Origin of the sequence: Secundilactobacillus malefermentans, from assembly GCF_008033155.1 — a bacterium.
Taxonomy (GTDB): domain Bacteria; phylum Bacillota; class Bacilli; order Lactobacillales; family Lactobacillaceae; genus Secundilactobacillus; species Secundilactobacillus malefermentans.
The window spans coordinates 1,370,976-1,388,413 of the sequence record NZ_CP042371.1 but is presented as its reverse complement, the minus strand read 5'-3'; the positions used below and the strand labels follow the sequence as shown (position 1 = coordinate 1,388,413).

Below are 17,438 nucleotides of genomic sequence, written 5' to 3'. Positions count from 1 at the left end.
AAATTATATCCTTGAGAAAGTCTAATCAACATAATGGATTGAAGTCAATATTTGAGACAGATTTTAAGAGACATTCAGAACCGCGTTTACCTTCCACAGCTCAAATAAATCATTAATCGCGATTAATAACTTATTTGAACCCTGGAAAGCATTAAATCAGGCGGCCATTTGGCTCGTAAGTGTTGCAATTTCAACTTGTAAGGGGGTCTGGTAGCCCAGTGAACTATGAATTCTCTTCCTATTGTAGAAAGCATGCACATATTCAAAAAGGACGGCAGCGGCAGTTTCATAATCTTCAAAGACCGGCACTGGATAAACACATTCCTTTTTGAGGGAAGCGTGAAAGGATTCCATTGGCGCATTATCATACGGACAACCCTTACGGCTGTATGAGTGGCGGATATGTAGCTCAGTTAAACGTTGATTGTAATCATCGCTGGTATACTGTGATCCTAAATCCGTATGGATAATCAGGTCCCCAGTAATGGTTCGATTTTTAACCGCGCTTTCAAGGGTCTTTAAGACTAAATCAGTATCCATCTTTTTTGAGAACGAATAGCCGATAATCCGTCGTGAGTGCAGGTCCATGATGGTTGATAAGTAACACCAGCCATTACGCTTCGTTTGAATATAGGTCATATCAGCGGTCCATTTTTGATTTAAACCAGTGGTCGAGAAATCCTGCTTAAGCAAGTTGGGACGCTGTTCAACCTTGGTTTTGGAAGCCGAAGCCGCTTTCCACTTATTGACGGTAACGGAGTGGATATCCAGTTCCTTCATGAGCCGGGAAATCCGTCGTGGACTGCACCGAAGCTGCAGTGGTTGAAGTTCCAGATTCAATTCATGGTGGATCTTCATAACACCGTATCGCTGCTTAAATTCCGCAAAGATCCGCAGAATCCGTTGTTTCAAGCCCGCATCTTCGGCCCGGCGTTTTGAAGGTTTGGGGGATCGATAACGATAATACTGAGCTCTGGAAACACCGAGGATTCGGCACATCTTGGTTACCTGGTGGTGGCTTTCTTGGTGAATGTAATCAAAGATATTGGTTACTTCTGCGCAAGGAAGCCCAGGGCTTTTTTTAGGATTTCGTTCTCCTCAGACAGCGAAGCCAGTCGCTTTTCCATCGCTTTGATTTCGTCTGGCGATTTACCGGATTGAGTTTTGGCCTGGCCCTGGATCCACTTATGAACTGTTGAATAGCCAATGCCATATTCTCTGGCCAGTTGGGCAGCTGATTCGCCTTGCTTATATAGGTTGATAATGTTTTGTTTGAATTCTTTGTCGTAACGAGTTGGCATGTAAAAATTCCTTCCTTTTGAGAGATGATTTATTCATTATACCCTCTCTTAAAAGTTGTCTCAGGAATCAGCTTACATCCATAATCGCTAAAAAATGCTGACGTAAATGTAAAATGCTTTCAGGTTCTGGTGTTGCAACGTCGTTAACGAAGTAGCGTTTTGAAAAATCCTTTACTAAATCGACTCGTTTCTTTGGAAGTAATTCTGTTAAATCTTGCCGTGCTGTATCGAATAGTGTCATCAGGAAATACTCAATCAAAACTTCATTACCCTCAAAACTGTATGCCCCTAAATTTAGGCGGATCCCTACTTCCGCTAAATCACGACGAATTTTTTGGGTTAATCTGTATAGTTTTGCTTTCGAAATTCCGTTCTTACTCGTGAATTCTTCAACTGACCTTTCAGTCTACAGTAATATTGATAACAACATTTTATACGTAATCTGTTGCTGATATTGATCTGCTCTAAAATCATCAAAATTGGTCTCACTCAGTAACTTGTCCGCATCAATTGTACCGCTTACATTGTTACATTCCTTCAAATCTTCAACAAGTTTGTGATATAGATGCAACACTTTGTTATAACCAAGTTCATTGATTAAATAGAAATGACTCAGCGTATTATCTGTCTTTTCCTGTAGAAATGCCATCAGTTGCAATTTTTGCATTTCGTTTGTTGTTAAAATTTCAGCATTAATGTTCAAATCTTCACCAGCATCCACCGAAATTAACAGTAATCCCTAATAACAATTCTAGATTACTCAAATTTCGTTTCTTTTTCAAATTTATAAGGAATTAATAACACCAATTCTTAAAAAAATAACTAATTTAACTAAAAATATGAGAACTGCCCTTTAAGGAGAGTTTAATCTATTACAACGCCAATTTGAAGTATTTCCAACGATTAATTTTACTAATTTTGTACTTTCAGCCAGTAAAGTGGTCGTAACCCTTGCGAGAACCCACTTGCTAAAAACCAGCAATTTTCTAATTTATCTAAAGAAAAGACACAACCCAGAAGAATTAGGGTTGTGCCTCTAACTTATTTGATTACTTATCGGGAGTGGTCTCCCAATTTATGAGCACCTCGTCCCCTACAACGAAAATCTCATAACGATGTCTTAATATGTCTTATTCTATCAAACACGAATCGCGTTGTAAAATTAATTGTCGCGTTCGTTCTTTTTAAATGCCTGATGATAAAGCCCAAAATTAATCAGCGCTAATACAAGTAGGGTCGCAAAAGCATATCGACTTCCGATGGCGGTTAACTGATACTGAGGTAGACTTTGCCCGCTATTTTGACTAATTGAAATGATACTTGCCAATATCGTCGTACCAATTGAGCCCGCAAACTGCTGAGCCGTCGTAAATGACGCATTGGCATCAGCTCGCAACTCATTTGAAACACCCGTTAACCCAAAAGTCATGGTATTCCCCAACACCATTGACCGACCAAACGTAAAGATAAGGTAGAAAATGATAATTAACCCAATCGGTAGAATTTTTCCACCAAATACAAATCCAATCAAGCCAGCCGCGAATATTGAGTTCCCCAATAAAATTGGCAATTTTGCCCCTTTATCATCTAACATTTTTCCAAATAGTGGTGTTGCTGCAGAAGCAATAAAGCTCCCTGGCAAGAGGATTAACCCACCAATTAGGGCACTCTGATGATTCACAATCTGAACGTAGGTTGGTAAAACAAAACTCATTCCAATATTGGCAAATTGCAGGAAGAAGTACGCAATTAAACTACTGACGAATGTTTTAGATTTAAAGACGTTGATATTAAGTAACATTTTGGTTGTCGTCTTTGAAATTCGGATGAAGAACCACAGCATAATAGCTGCCAGAACCACTGAGCCTAGAAATGCCTTTCCTAACCATCCCGCGGTAGAAACCGAATTGAATCCCAAACTTAACGAGACAAATGCAACCGCGAGTAAGCAGTACCTGACCCAGTCAAAATCGGGATGGCTCAAATCATGGTGTTGCTCTAACGATGCCATTCCAAAGATTAAAGCAATAATTGCAAACGGAACCACAATCCAAAAAATCATCCGCCAACTTAGAAAGTAAACCATCACCCCGCCAAAAGTGGGACCAAACGCTGGGGCCATTGAAAGAACCATTCCTGCGATCCCCATGTAATACCCAATTTGATGAACTGGAACCGTTTCAACAATCACGTTAAACATCAGTGGAATACATAAGCCAGTTCCCGCGGCAGAAATAATCCGACCTAATAAAATAATCCCAAAAGTCGGTGCGACTGCTGCAATGATACTTCCTAGCATAAAGAAACTAACCGCCGTAATGAAAATGGATCTTGTTTTAAATCGCTTGTTCAAAAACGCCGAAACAATCATTAAAAGTGAAACCATCAGTAGATAACCCGTTGTCAGCCACTGAACGGTCGCTAATTTTACGTCAAACTGCTTCATAATTGTTGGAAAGGCCACGTTCAGTGAGGTTTCCGTCAGAATACCAATGAAGGAAAGGACCGCGACCGCCAAAATAGCGATCAATCCTCTTCGTGATAATTTTGCTTGATTTTGAGTCATTTTTATTTATTATTCTCCCTTTTTCTTTACGCCATCAATGGCTCTATTAATCAACGAAAATAATTGCTTTTGCTCATCCACAGTAAGCTGTGACGTCAGCGAATCAGTTTCATGTCGGACTTCATGATTAATGGTCGGAATAAGTGCCTTTGCATCATTAGAAACATAAAGCCGCTGAATTCGACGATCCGTTTTATCCTGATGACGTTCGATTTGTCCTCGCACAACCATGCGCCTAATCATTCTTGCAATCGTACTGTGCTCAAGATCGGTCGCCTTACCCAATTGGTCCTGAGTAATACCAGGTGATTCAGCAACTGTGGTTAATAGGAAAAAATTCCCCTCGTTTAACCCGAGTGGCTGCAAGCGGGCCTTTAAATCACGTTTATAGCAGCGGTTTAAAATACCAATGGCCTTCAAAAGCTCACCATTTTTAAAAATATTATCTGCCAATAAAAGGCCTCCAATCGCTTTGAAACTCCCTTTTTATTTTATGTGTATATACACCTAATATCAAATATGATCCTTTCAAAAGATCACTATTTTTTTGAAACCGTTTACATATACCATCGTTTATGATATTCTAAATTCAGTCATACGTTTCCCATTAGGAAGCAGGGGTGAAAATCCCCTTTTATAATCCTGTATATTGTGAATATGCACACATAATTCCGAAAAAATAAGAGCCCTGAGAGGCTCTTATTTTTTTTGATTAATTTTTGACTGTAGCTTATCTACCTTTTGATCCAATCTTGTAATTTGAGCTGATAGCTGCCGTAAGAGTTCACGATCATCTTGCTCTTCCGTTTTAGCTTTATCAGCGGTTTCATTTGTAAAGTAGTCCGTAATTGTACTAGTGAGTAATCCAATAAAGCCGACACCACCCAGCATTAGGATAATGGCAATGGCTTTTCCGCCAGCCGTGCTCGGGGTGATATCTCCGTATCCCACGGTAGTTGCAGTCGTAACCGCCCACCACAGTGCTTGCGGCAACGACCGGTGCTCAAATATTGAAAATAAGAGCGCACTCAAACTAATAATCGCAACACTAATTGCAAATAAGTAAATAAATCCCGTATCGTACACAAATCGGTGAAAATTACGGGTCCATTTGCCAGAGATACCAAGGTGCCAAAACAAATGGTGATACCTGATAATTCTAACCAACCTAGCCAATCGAAAAATAACAAACCCCGGATGCATCGGAATAATTCCCAACAGGTCAAATGCCGAGGTAATCAAAAACGACTTGCGATTCTTTGCTTTGATTAATCGAATCCCGTAATCAATGGCGAAAATAATCGTTAATCCAGTGGCGACCCACCATTCCGTTTGCCAATCTCCCAAACGAATTATCATCAATGCGACATTCAAAAATGAAATGAGCGTCAAGCCGACAACCAACCAATGGTACATAACAACTTTTAATTCTACTTCATTTTCCATTACCGTCACCCTGTTTTAAATTCTGCTTTCATCTTACTCGGTTACGGCAAAAATGACAGCAAAAAAGGGTAATGATTTTTAATCATTACCCTTTTCAAGATTATGAACGTTTCTTTTTGATTCCAAACAGTCCAAGAATGGCGGTTAAGACTAGCATAATAATGCCAGCAAGACCATTCACGGATGCTTTTTCATTGGTTTGTGGTAATTGAGCTGCGTTGTCAGACTCATTCTGCTGCGTTGGATTAGTGACACTAGTCCCAACTGTGGCGTCCTGACTGCCGTTTGAAGCAGAATTACCGTCGGAACCGTTACCTGGTGTCTCCGGATTAGCCGGTTCACTAGGATTTGACGGTGTTTCTGGTTCAGTTGGTGTTTCTGGCGTGCCAGGATCGCCCGGGTTACCTGGATTTCCAGGAACTTCAGGTGTCTCCGGTACTTCTGGAGGTGTCGTCGTTCCACCGCCATTATCAACTTTCTTGTAAACGTAGATAACGGTCTGTTCGTCACCACTCAATGTGCCGTTTGCAGGGGCACTGTTGTCACCCATTTTGACAAAGGTGTAGCCACTAAATCCCTTCTGCGTGGTTGTGTACGCATCCCCATATTTTGCATCAGCTGGGTAATTTGCGAGGCCACTTTCGAGAATTGTCCCGTCTTCCGTTTGATAAATAACTTTAACGGGTGCTGCTTCATCCGTGACGAAAATGCCAACTTCTTCTGGTTCGACAGCTTGCGATGCATTGACTGCCATGGCAAATGTGTTCCAAGCCTGTGGACTATCAATCCCGTTAAGTGAATCGAGACCAGGAACTTTGACCTTGAAGCTGATTGTCTGGTTTTGTCCAGCAATCTCAAAGTCGCTGTCTGGATCCATTACGAGTCGGAACGCCTTGATTGAGGACCAATCAGTCACGTCATCAGCTGCCAGCCAAGTTGCATCGGCAGATTCAGCCGCATTTTCCAGTTGTGTTACGCCGTCTGGATAAACGGTTTCGCCATCCAAACTACCCTTAACACTTGGCAATTGAGTCGTTGTGTACTCAACGGTAACCTTCCCTTCCCAATCACTTGGAAGGGTAATTGGGCCATCCAGAGAAACCACAAAGTTAGAATCTCTATCCGTTGAGTCAGTAATCCCCAAATCGCCTAAAGTTGGTAACTCATCAATGGCGTACAACTGATTGATTGTTTCATCTGTGTTTTCAGTTGTATTCAAATGAATCGTCGCAACTGAATCTGGCGAAACAGTCACTGTCTGATGCCAAGTCGCTTCTTTATCACCTGAAACTTCACCGGTTACCTGTAGTTCAGTGGAATTTGCGATAATATATTCGGCGCCGGTTTCAATCACATTTTCATCAGTTTGACTATTACTATTTAAGTCTGATTTATCTGTGGTTAAAGTGGTGTCAGTAATTTGACTGTCCCCTGAGATTCCGGGAACGGTGTATTCTTGGCTACCTAAGAAAGCGACCAAATTCATATCAATGACGTGGGCGGCTTCGGAAGTCACTTTTGTCCCAAACGCTGCCGAAATTCCAGTCGTTGTGGTCACGTACTTCGTTTGCCAAACAATCTTAACCAGTGATTCGCCAGTTCCGTTGTAATCATCGGTCACTAAACTCGTAGTGTATGCCGTACTTGGTATTGATGTTTCGGCATCATACTCAACACCCTTTGGCAAAAGAACATAGCCTTCAAAATCGTCATGCAACTGTGTCAAAACATCTAACGAAGTTGAGGTCAAATTAACTTTGACGCCAACTTGGTGATCACCAAGTATCACTTGTTCACCTGAGTTTGTGTCCGTAAACCCAACTTGCCCAGTTACCACTCGATTAACGCCTTGTGGTGCGTGAACAATTTGAGAGGTTTGTGGCATAAAGTAAGCAGCAAATCCTGGATAACGATCCCAATCGTCGAGATCATAAGCATAACGGGCATTATTTTTGGAATCAACACCCCAGAAAGTCGTGTACATTTTATTTTGCACCTGTCCAATATAGCCTTCGTCAGGTTGGGCAAGAATCTTAACACTACCGTAAAGTCCAGCCGGTGCCCAACTACTTTCGGTTGGGTGATCGACATCATCCGGCAAGGTATCGCTACCCTGTTTGTGGAAGAATAGCAAAATTTCTTTAATCGTCTGACTGGTATCCAATCCTTTGTCAACTAATTGTTGCTGGGTAAAGGTTTCGTTTGCCGTCACTTCACTGTCTAGGATGTGATAGACACCATCGCCGTAATCAACAGCAAGTGTCATGTATGGACGCTCCGTTAATGGTAAGTAATTTGTAAAGCTTGAGTCAGGTCTAAAGTAGAATTCACCCGTAGTGAACCCGGTGAAGTTTAAATGTGGATCCAAGAAATAGTGCATCGTGTACAAGTCAAAGTTTCTAGTTGCTGAGGTAGCAACCGTAGAAGTTAAAATAACTTGATAGCCTAAAGTTGGATCATCTTCTACATAGAACGTTTTATTAGAATCAACTTTACCTGTTTGTTGATAATTACCGGCGCCGTCAATTGGCCCTCGGTGAGAAGTTGCGTACGCACTTCCGACTGAATCAGGAATTCGACTCTGATCTGCCGGTGCGACTTGAACTTTGGCATCAATGGTACGGCCACCAGTTACCCCATCATAATAGGTTGCCTGATAACCAGCTGTATTTGTTAAGGTCGTATACGAAATAACGTCATCATTCACCGTCGTAATCACGTTAAACCGGTAGTTAATGTCCGACGCGGTTTGCGTATCTATATCCGGTGCCCTGAACGTCCAAGTTAAAGTCGTCGATCCATCGGAATTTGTCGTTACCGTTGGGGTCGTCATGTTTAGACCTTCACCGGATTGCAATCCTTTATAGGTCAGCCCTTTGGCCAGCTTATACGTGACAACTAAATCACTTCCTGGTTGTAAGGCAACTTGACCGTTTTGTGAGGTTAGCAAGGTTATCCCAACACCCCAAACCGCAGTATCATTTTGCGCTGGGTTGGTATGATCAGCATTTTCAGGATCAGCACTCTCAACAGAAACAATTTTATTGGTAATACTGCTCGTCTTATTTGCCGTAATACTTGAATGAGCAGTTGCAGTTGCTGCAGTAGAAAGTTCGTCAGCGGTTAACTTCGCGGTAACAGTTAAAACTGTCCCATTTGGTAAAACGCCCTTTTTCGTGTGTAATGGCAAAATGAGATTTTTGAAACTCCCACTCTTAAGTGTCTTAAAATTATAGGTTAACGTCATTTTTTTAATATCGTAGACGGGAACAACTCCCGCAATCTTTAACTTATTGAGGTTCTGGTCAAACGTTACCCCAACTTGATCAGGTAGTTGCACAACCAATTTTGCATTTGTTAATTTAAATTTTGGCCCCGTTATTTTGAACGTCAAATTAAAGTCCGAATCATTCCCTGATGAAACGGTTTTTTGAATTGGCGTAATAACTGTCGAAATATTTGAGGTATTCTCCCCAATATTTTCTGGATCCGTCGGTGTGACAGTCGTCTTTTCACCCTTTGGAATGACGGCAACCGTATTGTTAGTATCGGCTGGCGTTTCTGTATCCGGTTCCGTTGGATCAAGCGCTTCAGTGCTCGTTGCATCAGTTTCCGTGTCCGCTGCTGGCTCTGATGGATCCTCAGCTGAATACGTTGTTGCTGAGTTTGAGCCAGAAACAGCTACCGACGACTCGCTACTTGAAGCCTCAGTTGCGTTGCTAGTGTCGGTTGCAGCCTTGGCAGCTACAGCAGCTGGTTGGCTCGTATCACCCGACTCAACACTTTCTGCCTGGGAGACATCAGTACTGCCAGTTTTTAAAGTAACTGAACTTGCCTGAGATGCTCCACTTGCCTGTGATACTGACTGTGCTGATGGTGCTCCTGACTCCGTGCTCGATGCCTGTACGGAGTCCCTTGGTGCTAGTAGACCGTACCCTAACACGGCACTACTAATTAACAAACTATAGATTAAACTTTTTGTCCCTGTTTTCAAAATAGTCAGCTCCTTCCCTAATGAGCTTGCTTGTAAACGTTACCAACACTAGTATACATGGGATAGGGGAATTGTCTAACACTTGCTCCCGTTCTTTTCTATTTATATTTTAATTTTTTAAAAAAAGCCTATTCAAAATAGGCTTTTTTGGGGGTAAATATTTAATTTTCTTGATGCAAAAACACTGATAATCGTTTCAGGCCTTCTTTTAAAGTAGCTTCATCGGTACAGTAGCCAAGACGTGCATGTTTTGGCATATCAAATCGATTTCCTGGAACTAGCAGCACCCCTTTTTCTTTTAACAAGCGAACGCAAAAGTCTTCTGTGTCACCTGAAATATCTAGTTTGATAAACGATGTTGAGACCGCTTGTGGCAAAACAACACTTACCTTTGGCTCTTGTGCAACCCATTCCTTTAGAATTTCTAGGTTGTTCAGTACAATTTTCCGGTTTCGCGCCAAAACTTGTTCCTTATGCTGTAAGACATAAACGGCTAATAAATCATTAAAGACGCCCGCACAAATCATGGTGTAATCTCGATATTTTCTAAAGAGATCTGCAAGGTCACTATTTGATGCTGTCCAGCCGACTCGAATACCTGGCGTTGAATAAGTCTTAGATAGTGAATTAGTTGCGATTCCTTTGTCATAAAGATCAACGATAGACGCAAAATTTTCGGGATGATCTAATGGTAAGTAAACTTCATCCACGAGAACGTATGCATTAACCGACTTGGCAATCTCGACGACTTGTTCCAAAAAGTCCCGACTCAAAAGCGTCCCAGTTGGGTTATTGGCATTGTTCAAACAAATCATTTTTGTATTGGGACGAATAAGTTGTTTAAGCTCCTCAATATCTGGGTACCAATCTGCATCTTCTTTGATATGCCAGAAATCAACTTCAGCACCCAACGATTTTGGAATGTCGTAAAGTTGCTGATACGAAGGATATTCAGAAATAACGTGGTCTCCTGGCTCAATGAGCGAATAAAGCGCTAAGTGATTTGCACCGGTGGCACCGTTTGTTTGTAGAATATTTTCTGGATCAATATCGTCGTACAGCTTAGCAACCTCTTTTTTAAATTCAGGTGAGCCTTCAATCCAGCCGTAATTCATTTTTTGTTCGTCCAACATTTGGTAGAAACTTTGTCCGCCTTTACCATCCAAGTTCAAAATTTCATGCATTGTCATTGAGGAAACTGTACTTTGTGCAATATCATACGTGGCGCTTTTTTCCCAAACGTTTAACCATTCTTCAACACCAAATCCTGCAATTTTCAAAATAGTCACTCCTTATTAACTTGAAATTTAAAAAAGTCAGGACTCATTTTTCGTCCTGACTTTAATAGTTTGATTAATCCTTAGATAAAACTAGGTTAACTCATGCGCTAATTTTTTACCAACCAATCTCATCCGCATTATCAGGCAATGTTAATTTGCCTGCTTCAAGCTCAGAAAATGCCTGGTCCAACATTCCGAACGCTTGATCCAACTGCTCATCAGTAATAACCAATGGGGGCTGGAATCTTAAAATATTGCCACGAAGACTGATGATGATGGCCCCTAATTCAAAGACTCGATAAATTAACTTTGTCGTAGCCTCTGGATCTGGCTCACCCGTTTTACGATCAACAATATCAATCCCACCATCAAGGCCATACATTCTAAAGCCACCAATAAATTTGAATTTTGATTTTTCTTGATTGAAGAATTCAGTGGCTTTTTCACCAAGCCGAGCAGACCGCTCGACCAAGTGTTCATCTTCCATAACATCTAGCGTCGCCATTGCGGCAGCCGTCGTCACCGGGTTTCCGGCAGTTGTATAAACGTTAGCAGGCGCATTGAGTGACTCCATAATATCCTTACGACCAATGACCGCACTAAGCGGCATCCCTGAAGCAAGTGATTTCCCAACCACCATCAAATCAGGTTCGACATCAAAGTGTTCAATTGACCACCATTTGCCGGAGCGACCCATGCCTTGGTTCACTTCATCAACAGCAAATAGAATGCCGTTTTCATGAGCGAATTCCACCACTTTATTAATGTACGCAGTTGGGGCCTTCACGATTCCACCGTCGCCTTGAATTGGTTCAATCACAATTGCGGCAACTTCTTCTGCAGGCAGGTAGGTTTCAAATGGCTGTTTAAATGCTTTAAACATTCGATCGACAAAATCATCATCTGATTCGCCTTTCAAACGTTGCCAAGGATCCGGATACGGAACTTTCACAACATCAGGCAATAATGGGCCAATTTTACGTGACATGTTCAAACTGACGGATGAAATGGAAATTGAGCCATAGGTTGAGCCATGATAAGCACCTGTAAAACTGACAATATAAGGACGGCCAGTATAGGCCCGAGAAAATTTAATCACGGCATCGTTAGCATCCGATCCAGAATTTCCCCAAGCAAGTTCAACAGGGCCACTGATTGGTGCTAACTTTGCTAGTCTGGGAGCCAATTTAACTTCCGGATTATTAGCAAAGTAGGCTGGCGTGTACTGAATCAATTTGGCAGCTTGATCCTGAATTGCTTTGACAATATGAGGATGAGAATGCCCGGTATTAGTGGATGATGCACTAGCTAACAAATCAATATACATTCGCCCATCTGCATCCGTGATAGTAGCGCCTTTGCCACTATCAACCACAATATTAAAATACTTCACCCGAGCGGCTTTTGAGAATGCCTCTGACTCATCATCTAATAACCGTTTATTTTCGCTCATTTGTTAATCCTTCTTTCCTTTATTCCCCTTTTGGAGGTAGGAATGGCGTATGCCATAGCTGAAGTAAATAACTAATCCAATCAAGAACCAAATTCCTGCGTACATCTTAGCTTGAATATCTAATCCTAAGAAAATTGCGAGAGAGCCTAAAAATCCTAATGCGGGTAGTACTGGGTACCACGGCATTTTAAATTCGGGTTCCGCAATATCTTTTCCTTCTCGAGGCCGCAGTGCATACATGCCCAAAGAGACGAACATGAATGCAATCAACGTTCCGGCAGAAATTAATTGTGCGAGAAATGCGAATGGGAAAAAGGCACCAATGATAATTCCAATGACCGTCAAAAGAACAAGGGCATGGTTTGGACGCTTCTTATCATCAAGTTTACCCAACCACTTTGGTAACATGCCATCTCGGCCAAACGAATAAATCAGTCTTGAGCCGGCCAGCATCATCCCAATTAAAGCCGTAAACATCCCTAGAACTGCGACACCCTGTACAATTGCCGCAACAGTTCCGTGTCCACTTTGACGTAATGCCCAGCCAACTGGTTCAGCATTATTTGCATAAGCTGAGTATTTGAACATTCCAACTAAGACAAGTGCAACGGCAACGAAGAGGACAACCGCAATGGCAAGAGAGCCCAAGATTCCTCGTGGCATCGTCTTTTGCGGATCCTTTGCTTCAGCGGCATTTGCGGCGATTGAATCAAAGCCAATGTAGGCCAAGAAAATCATTGAAACCCCGGCATAAATTCCTTGCCAACCACCAAATGCCGTTCCATCAGTATTTTCATGGTAAGCAGGAATAAATGGAACATAATTGCTCCCTTTAATAGCGGTTGCGCCGACAATAATGAACACAATTATTGCTAATACTTTTAAGACGACTAAAATATTTTCAACTCGAGCGGCTTGTGACACACCGTATGCCAATAAGACGGCTACCAGCATCATAACGACGACGGCAAGTAAATCAACAACCCCACCGTCAGTACCAAATGCGTTTGCAAGTGATCTTGGCATCGAAAGTCCTAATGGCTGTAATAATCCACGGAGATTCGCTGACAATCCCGAAGCCACGAACGCCACGGCAATAAAGTATTCCGCCAATAGCGCCCAGCCAGCAATCCAACCAAAGAATTCACCAAAGACAACGTTAATCCAAGAATAGGCTGACCCAGCAAACGGCATCGCAGCTGACATTTCAGCGTAAGCAAATGCAACTAACCCAGCAACGATTGCTGCCAATAAGAATGACAACGCGACGGCTGGACCGGCGTGCTCCGCAGCAACTACTCCTGGTAAGGTAAAGATAGAAGTCGAAACAATGGTTCCAACCCCAAGTGCTAGAAAGTCCCGTACTCTAAGGGAGCGAACCAAATGCGCGTCCTTATCTTCATAGACGTTGGGATCCTCCTTCAAAAATATTTTCTCTTTCAAACTGCTCATTAAAAAATAACCTCCAGTAATTTTATAAATCTATGTAGATTGCCTGCTAACTCGACAATAATAAATTAGAATTTGATTAATATATTCTAACAGGATAAAAAATACCCGTCAATGTAGAAATGCTTAAAATAGTATAGAAAAACCCAGACCAACGTCAATTGGTCTGGGTCATAAATCTATTGATTATTTTCCATTTGGGTAAGCTGGTACAACGGCACCCTTATACTTCTTCGTGATCCATTGTTGCGTATCCTTTGATTGAAGAGCCTTCATCAACTTCTTGATAGCAGGCTTCTTCGTGTCGCCCTTTCGAACTGCAACGATGTTAACGTATGGAGATGAGTTCTTTTCAAGTGCTATTGAATCCTTTGTTGGGTCTAATCCAGCTTGAACAGCATAGTTAGCATTGATGAAGACTGCGGCGCCTTCCTTGTTGTTGTAGAATTGAGGCATCAATTTTGGCTCCAAATCGGTCTTGAACTTCAGGTTCTTCTTATTATCCTTAATGTCCTTGAACGTTGCGGTTGTAATGTCAGTTCCAGATTTCAGTGTAACTAAACCAGCGTCACGTAAAATGGTTAGTACTCTTCCATAATCAGCAACATTGTTACTTACCAAAATAGTTGAACCACTTGGAATTGCCTTTAAGCTCTTGTACTTCTTTGAGTAAGCTCCGATTGGTTCCAAATGAACGTTACCGGCACTAACCAATGTGCCGTTGTTTTGCTTGTTCCAGTTCTTTAAGAATGGAATGTGTTGGAAGTAGTTAGCATCTAAATCCTTGTTTGCAAGATCCTTGTTAGGCAAGACGTAATCTTGGAATACTTTAATTTTAAGATTGACGCCTTCCTTTTTAAGCTCAGGCTGAACATGCTTCAAGATTTCAGAATGAGGAATGTTTGAGGCCCCAACCGTAATTGTCGTTTCCTTGGTTGATGAAGACTTTCCACAACCCACCAATAATAGTGATACAGCAACAATACTTGTTAAACCAGCAATCCATTTCTTTTTCATAATGTGAATCCCCCTTGAAATATTTTAGTTGTTTTTAACGCTTATCAATTCGCTTAACGAGAAGATCCCCCGCAAACTGACAAATGAAGACAATTAACACAATAATAACGGTGGCAACCATGGTGATGGTATTGTTACTTGCCTGGAAACCATCTAAGTAAGCTAAATTACCAAGACCACCAGCCCCAATAGCACCAGCCATTGCAGTGTACCCAATTAATGAGATTGCCGTAACTGTTAAGCCAGAAACTAAGGCTGGCATACTTTCTGGTAGTAGGACTTTAGAAATAATTTGCGACTGAGTAGCACCCATTGAGTCAGCGGCTTCAACCACCCCATGATCAATTTCGTGAAACGCAATTTCAACCAACCGTGCATAAAATGGTGCGGCTGAGATAATCAATGAAGGCAAGGCCGCCTTGGGCCCAATGATGGTTCCCATCATTGCTTGCGTTGCTGGAAGCAGAAGAACAATTAAAATGATAAATGGAATTGAACGGAAAATATTAACAAATGCCGAAACAATCCAGTTTAAAACTTTGGCCCAAATTGACTCGCTGTTGCTGGTTTCAAATAGGAGTAATCCAAGTAAGGCACCTAGAATGGCAACCACAATAATTGAAACTAGGGTCATCCAAACGGTTTCCCAAGTGGCTCCCCACATGTTTGACCAGTCAACATTTTTGAATTGGAAGTATGATGATAATCCGTTATTGTTCACGGTTGATTACCTCCGTTTCGACTCGCATCGTCGTAAAGTAGGCTAAAGCCCCTTGCACGCTCTCTTTATTATCACTAATCAGCTGAACAAATAGTGATCCTAACGCGCCTTCTTGCGTTTGATGAATGTTTCCTTCAATAATACTTAAATCAATATCTGGAAATTTGCGAAGCATGCTGGAAACAATTGGTAACTGAGCTTGATCTCCGTGGAAGCCTAATTTGACAATGACCCCATTCGGATACTTTTCTAACAACTCGCTGACTACCACGTTCGTGTCGTCCAAACTGGTACTCCCAGTTTCTTGGTTGACAAATCGCTTGGTAATTGGCTGCTTTGGGTGCTTGAAAACGTCCAAAACAGGACCCTGTTCAACAATCTTACCCGCATCCAACACGGCAACTTGATCACAAATCTTTCGAATGACGTGCATTTCGTGGGTGATCACAACCACGCTCAGGTTTAATTGCTTGTTGATACTTAACAGTAAATCCAATACTTCGTCAGTCGTTTGTGGATCCAATGCACTAGTCGCTTCATCAGAAAGTAAAATTTCTGGATCATTTGCTAAGGCTCTTGCGACCCCAACACGCTGCTTTTGTCCACCGGATAGTTCGGACGGATAAGCATTCTCTCGGCCAGTTAAGCCAACCAGTTCAATTAAACGTTGAACCTTTTTCTTTCGTTCATCCTTTGGCACTTTCGCAATTTCGAGTGGAAATGCAATATTATCAAAAACCGTTCGTGACCATAATAAGTTGAAATGTTGGAAAATCATTCCAATTTTAAGTCGTTGATTTCTGAGTTTGCTTCCTTTTAATCCGCTAATCTCTGTTCCATTAATCGTAACGGAACCCGTCGTTGGAAACTCCAACCCGTTTAACATCCGGATTAAGGTACTTTTACCGGCACCGGAGTAACCAACAATTCCGTAAATTTTGCCATCCGGAATGGTTAAATTAACGTCTTTTACGGCATCAACTTCGCCTTCTTTGGCAATGAACGTTTTGGAAACATCTTTAAATTCAATCACTGCTGATTTCCCCCTTTTCTAAAATAAAAAAGCCTTTCGTCCACTAAACAAATAAAATCATTTGTTCAATAGGACGAAAAGCTTTCTTTTCGTGATACCACCTAACTTTATAGTAACCTCGCAATTACTATCTCCGTGAGTCTAAGACTCGTGTGCGTTAATGGGCACCACCAGGTGAACTTATGGCCTTTAGCCACTCACTCACGATTTTCTCACCAAAAGACCATCTTCGAAATTGTCGCATCACTCCGTTTCACCATCAGGAGCTCTCTTTGGAATTAACTAACTTCTACTCATCTTTTCAAATTATTTTTTAATAATTAACGTTGAATTGATTATACTTAGCCAAATCAGGTGTGTCAAGCGCAACAAAATTTTTATTTTTATTTTCGCTTTTGTAGCTGCCAAATTTGAAACTGCGACAATAGCACCAAAATAATAAAGATTCCAATCGAAATCCCTGAATAAATTGGGATCATCAATATCGACAAGACCATCAGCAGGCCACCGATCATCATGGCAACACCCATTAACCGGTACGCTCTCATTAAAGCCCTAACCTTCGCGTCCTTCCTAACATTGATATCCGTCATATTATTGGGGATAAAAATACCAAGGAGTAATGCAAACAATCCTAAAAGTAACATCACAATGCGCCGAATATCAACTGGCACCCCTAACGCAAACAGCACCGTTACAATGTAGAGCAACACACTTAAAAATGGAATCACACTTTTAAACGTGGCCATTAGCCCCTTCGAGATTGGCCGTTTATTGCCTAAATCACTGATAACGCAGACGATTATTTGAAAAAGCGTCATCCCAATTGGAAATCCAAACACAAAGATTGGCTTCGTGGTGTAATTATTAGGCTGATTATTTAAATTAAAGTGAATTGCGATAGTTGCGGGTAGTTGACTGTAAAGCGCCAAGCCTAAAATAATCGGTAGCAAACTCACAATACTTGTTAGAACCACTATTTTCCAATCGATCTTCTTCATTAATATACTCCCCATATCTATAGTCAATAGCTTAATTATACTATAAAAAACAAAGCAGAGTAGCTCTCATAAGAGCCTACCCTGCTTTTGATTTTTATCGTACTCAGTTAAACCCAGCCAGCCTTACCTAAATAAGGCAGTTTTGAATCCGGTTGTTTGACCCATCACCCACTTTTA

General features: G+C 41.5%; 15 protein-coding genes and 1 pseudogene. All 16 read right to left on the bottom strand.

Translation table 11 applies throughout. The features are described 5' to 3' along the window. Nucleotides 1-156 precede the first annotated feature (156 nt). Entirely contained in the window at nt 157-999 is an 843-nt protein-coding gene (locus FGL90_RS06685; RefSeq protein WP_029327644.1) for an IS3 family transposase, read from the bottom strand. Between the two features lie 50 nt (nt 1,000-1,049). After that, a complete protein-coding gene (locus tag FGL90_RS10585; protein ID WP_002816285.1) occupies nt 1,050-1,301 on the bottom strand; it encodes an IS3 family transposase in 252 nt (83 codons plus the stop codon). A gap of 67 nt (nt 1,302-1,368) precedes the next feature. After that, the gene (locus tag FGL90_RS10580) at nt 1,369-1,542 is read right to left on the bottom strand and encodes a hypothetical protein (protein WP_263862582.1); all 174 of its coding nucleotides are present in this window, start codon (nt 1,540-1,542) and stop codon (nt 1,369-1,371) included. Between the two features lie 48 nt (nt 1,543-1,590). Beyond that, a pseudogene (locus FGL90_RS10665) lies at nt 1,591-1,668 on the bottom strand (hypothetical protein); the annotation flags it as partial. Nucleotides 1,669-1,707: 39 nt separating this feature from the next. Then, complete coding sequence (locus FGL90_RS06670) at nt 1,708-2,004, bottom strand: hypothetical protein (protein ID WP_147657450.1); 297 nt, start codon at nt 2,002-2,004, stop codon at nt 1,708-1,710. A gap of 459 nt (nt 2,005-2,463) precedes the next feature. Beyond that, the gene (locus FGL90_RS06665; protein ID WP_147657448.1) at nt 2,464-3,867 is read right to left on the bottom strand and encodes an MFS transporter; all 1,404 of its coding nucleotides are present in this window, start codon (nt 3,865-3,867) and stop codon (nt 2,464-2,466) included. 9 nt (nt 3,868-3,876) lie between these two features. Further along, entirely contained in the window at nt 3,877-4,320 is a 444-nt protein-coding gene (locus FGL90_RS06660; RefSeq protein ID WP_187240406.1) for a MarR family winged helix-turn-helix transcriptional regulator, read from the bottom strand. A 246-nt stretch (nt 4,321-4,566) separates the two neighbouring features. After that, complete coding sequence (locus FGL90_RS06655; RefSeq protein ID WP_147657444.1) at nt 4,567-5,313, bottom strand: potassium channel family protein; 747 nt, start codon at nt 5,311-5,313, stop codon at nt 4,567-4,569. Nucleotides 5,314-5,413: 100 nt separating this feature from the next. Further along, complete coding sequence (locus FGL90_RS06650; RefSeq protein ID WP_147657442.1) at nt 5,414-9,307, bottom strand: MucBP domain-containing protein; 3,894 nt, start codon at nt 9,305-9,307, stop codon at nt 5,414-5,416. A 161-nt stretch (nt 9,308-9,468) separates the two neighbouring features. Beyond that, nucleotides 9,469-10,587 (bottom strand): aminotransferase, encoded by a 1,119-nt coding sequence (locus FGL90_RS06645; protein WP_147657441.1) that lies wholly within the window; start codon nt 10,585-10,587, stop codon nt 9,469-9,471. Nucleotides 10,588-10,702: 115 nt separating this feature from the next. After that, nucleotides 10,703-12,040: an aspartate aminotransferase family protein gene (locus tag FGL90_RS06640; RefSeq protein WP_010620150.1), complete on the bottom strand. Its 1,338-nt coding sequence runs from the start codon at nt 12,038-12,040 to the stop codon at nt 10,703-10,705. Nucleotides 12,041-12,043: 3 nt separating this feature from the next. After that, the gene (locus FGL90_RS06635; RefSeq protein WP_147657439.1) at nt 12,044-13,492 is read right to left on the bottom strand and encodes an APC family permease; all 1,449 of its coding nucleotides are present in this window, start codon (nt 13,490-13,492) and stop codon (nt 12,044-12,046) included. Nucleotides 13,493-13,675: 183 nt separating this feature from the next. Then, entirely contained in the window at nt 13,676-14,506 is an 831-nt protein-coding gene (locus FGL90_RS06630; RefSeq protein ID WP_147657437.1) for a MetQ/NlpA family ABC transporter substrate-binding protein, read from the bottom strand. Between the two features lie 34 nt (nt 14,507-14,540). After that, the gene (locus FGL90_RS06625) at nt 14,541-15,227 is read right to left on the bottom strand and encodes a methionine ABC transporter permease (protein WP_147657435.1); all 687 of its coding nucleotides are present in this window, start codon (nt 15,225-15,227) and stop codon (nt 14,541-14,543) included. Continuing rightward, a complete protein-coding gene (locus tag FGL90_RS06620; RefSeq protein WP_147657434.1) occupies nt 15,217-16,260 on the bottom strand; it encodes a methionine ABC transporter ATP-binding protein in 1,044 nt (347 codons plus the stop codon). Before FGL90_RS06620 ends, FGL90_RS06625 begins: the two co-directional genes overlap by 11 nt. A gap of 383 nt (nt 16,261-16,643) precedes the next feature. Further along, on the bottom strand, nt 16,644-17,261 hold the full coding sequence (locus tag FGL90_RS06615) for a DUF1648 domain-containing protein (protein WP_010620155.1): 618 nt from the start codon (nt 17,259-17,261) through the stop codon (nt 16,644-16,646). Nucleotides 17,262-17,438: the final 177 nt, after the last annotated feature.